Source organism: Bartonella sp. AP3QHHD, assembly GCF_042195765.1.
In the GTDB taxonomy this organism is placed as follows: domain Bacteria; phylum Pseudomonadota; class Alphaproteobacteria; order Rhizobiales; family Rhizobiaceae; genus Bartonella.
The window spans coordinates 1-2,590 of record NZ_JBHIPC010000101.1; the positions used below are offsets into that span (position 1 = coordinate 1).

The window sequence follows — 2,590 nt, forward strand, 5'->3', positions numbered from 1 at the left end:
GAAGTGTATGGCTCAATATATGAGAGACAATAAACTTGAAGCCTGCCCGCATGGTTTTCGCTCTAGTTTACGCGATTGGCTAGCAGAAACAACCGATGCCCCCTATGAGGTCGCTGAAACTATTCTAAGTCATACAGTAGGAGGACAAGTAGAGCGCTCCTATCGTCGCACTGACTATCTAGAACAGCGCCGTGTCTATATGGATAAATGGGCGGCTTATGTCACGGGTCAAACCTAAAATATGGGGTGAATAACCCCATTATCTGTGGATAACTTTAGCTCTCTTCTCTCTCAATAAGACTCATAAATTATCACATTAGAAATTGTATAATAAAATATTGTTTTCTATGAATAAAACATCTTTCTAAATGAACCAAAATGTGGTTAATAAATGATTATGATTTGTTTTTGTTTTTATAGTGAAAGGATTTTAGAATGACAGAAAATGATATTCTTTTAACTGACCGTGAAAGTGCAAAATTGCTTCATATGAGTGTTTCAACATTCCGCCGTCATGTAACCAATGGCTCTCTCCCAAAACCTTTAAAATTTGGCTTTTTATCCCGTTGGTTACAATCAGATCTTTTGAATGTCATCGAGCAAGCAAAACAGCAACGTTATAACGACGCGGCATAAAAAAACCTTGTCACGTAAGGATGGACAAGGCTTTCTCAAGCTCATCAACCTGGTGCTTTATTTGGTGTAAATTCAAGGCTTTCTCTGCTGAAGCAAGACTTAAGGTTNACACCAATCTTGTATTGTAAAGCTAGGGCGAAAACCTGATTGCGCCATACACATTTCAATACTGGCAAATTGATTCAAATCTAGCGCCACAACCTTATTAAGGTCCGGTACTCCACATTCTAAAAGTATTTTATTTCTCCATAATGCTGGAGAAAGTGAGGGAATTGAGTTAACACATCCAGTGATACTTAACAGAGCTATACAACTCAATAGTTTTAAGATTTTCTTCATTATTCCCCTCTTTCAATGGATTTATTTACAATAAAAAAGCTCATAAGCCTGTTGATATTTCCTGTCACCGCTTCATTAAAACAACGGTGAACAATATTGAAATGTTGGATTGAGGGAACAGTCCCGCCATTCCAAGAGAAGGCAAGGATGGCGGATTGTTGATCATCACAAGCAAGACTTAAGGATAGCATTCATATTGTTCTGGATGTTTTTTACAAAACGGGCTATTTAAGCGCTTCTTGACACTGCGCTGTGGAACAACAGCACCTGGACGACAAATGGGCAAGTTTTCGGCTTTATGATTTCCACACCAGCCCCCCCCCCTATCATATTTATCATGGAAACCAGCTTGAATCATACAAGCTTCTATGGTTGCCCATGCATTGTTGCTTAAATTTCTGTTTTCTGGAAATACATCATAAGGAGCTGGCATTCCACATTCTAAAAGTGCTTTTTTTACCTCAAGCCGATCTGCTCCTGATTTCTCCCACACCGTGAAGTATCCTGCAGGAGGTTTATTAAACTGACATCCAGCTATACTTAACAAAGTTACAGCGCTTAATAATTTTAAAGTTTGTTTCATTTTTTCCTCCTTAAAGGGAATTGTACTCGATGGGAAAGTCCATATATATCTCGACATTTTGGACCCGCATCTCCAAGGCAAGTATGAGGATTATAAGGATTTTTGAACATATTCCATGTTTCTTTCCACCAGTTACTGCCAGCAGGTATTGTCTCATAAGTATAGCCATTGCCGCCAATCCATCGGCTTACAAAGTCATATCTATGCCCATCAAAACCAATAGTGGTTTGTTTGCCATCACTCACATAACCTAACAGACCGGATGCAACTAAAACATTAAAGGCTGGTCCATAGAAATTGATATTCGTGTTGTCGGCTATACCGTGCACACCTTCTTGTTTGAAAGAATACAGCATATTTCCCAATGTCATGGTACCACGGCTATGTCCATAAAGTTCTAACCCTGTAATACCATGGCTATACACCAAATCTTTTGCTTCTTGTGTTGAATTGGTCAAACCCCAAAAGTTATTTTCCATAAACTTCTGATAGCCCGCGACCAAAAGTTCTGAGATAGCAGAATCGGCTTGAGGGAACACAACAAAATAAAGCGGTGCATTTTTATCCTTCGCATGTTGAACCGCATAAACAGCGGCTTCCTCTGGTGGAGTAAAGATGCCATTAAAGGACACATGCACCTTGCCATCAGCACCCTCTTGTAAATGCTGCTTTTCTTCATCCGTTAAATAATGTGCGTGAGGTATTGGTTGTCCACGAGCGTCTGTGATATACTGTCCATTTGCATCTATTTCATAGATTATATTACCCTTTTCATCACGGTCGACCACGGCAATGGGGTGCTCTTTAATAAACATGGTTTTATAGGAATCATCGCTGTATTTAAACCCCTCTTCTAAGAGTTGCGTTACCATTTCACGGTTTTCATGGACGATTTGTTCCAGCTTGCCTACATCGAGCTGTTGTACACCCTTATGGGCGCTAGCAGTATCCCGATTAAGGGAGGCTATGGCTTGCTCAACATCTTGTCCTGTCAACGCCTTCTGCCCTGCTTCATCAGTAATGACGATAGTG

The 2,590-nt window shown here is 40.1% G+C and carries 3 protein-coding genes and 1 pseudogene; 2 read left to right on the top strand and 2 right to left on the bottom strand.

Annotation, left to right across the window (positions count from 1 at the left end):
- Positions 1-238, top strand: a pseudogene (locus tag ACFIL7_RS08575) (integrase); the annotation flags it as partial.
- Between the two features lie 197 nt (positions 239-435).
- On the top strand, positions 436-636 hold the full coding sequence (locus ACFIL7_RS08580) for an AlpA family transcriptional regulator (RefSeq protein WP_015856172.1): 201 nt from the start codon (positions 436-438) through the stop codon (positions 634-636).
- A gap of 517 nt (positions 637-1,153) precedes the next feature.
- On the opposite strand, the gene ACFIL7_RS08585 is transcribed toward ACFIL7_RS08580, so the two are convergent.
- Positions 1,154-1,558: a hypothetical protein gene (locus ACFIL7_RS08585; protein ID WP_375612686.1), complete on the bottom strand. Its 405-nt coding sequence runs from the start codon at positions 1,556-1,558 to the stop codon at positions 1,154-1,156.
- A partial coding sequence (locus ACFIL7_RS08590) for a filamentous hemagglutinin (RefSeq protein WP_375683521.1) occupies positions 1,555-2,590 on the bottom strand: 1,036 nt, incomplete at its 5' end. The genes ACFIL7_RS08590 and ACFIL7_RS08585, both read right to left, overlap by 4 nt.

Excerpts from the sequence above, each read along its gene's own strand:
- ACFIL7_RS08585 (WP_375612686.1), bottom strand. The coding sequence starts at position 1,558 with ATGAAACAAACTTTAAAATTATTAAGCGCTGTAACTTTGTTAAGTATA.
- ACFIL7_RS08580 (WP_015856172.1), top strand. The coding sequence starts at position 436 with ATGACAGAAAATGATATTCTTTTAACTGACCGTGAAAGTGCAAAATTG.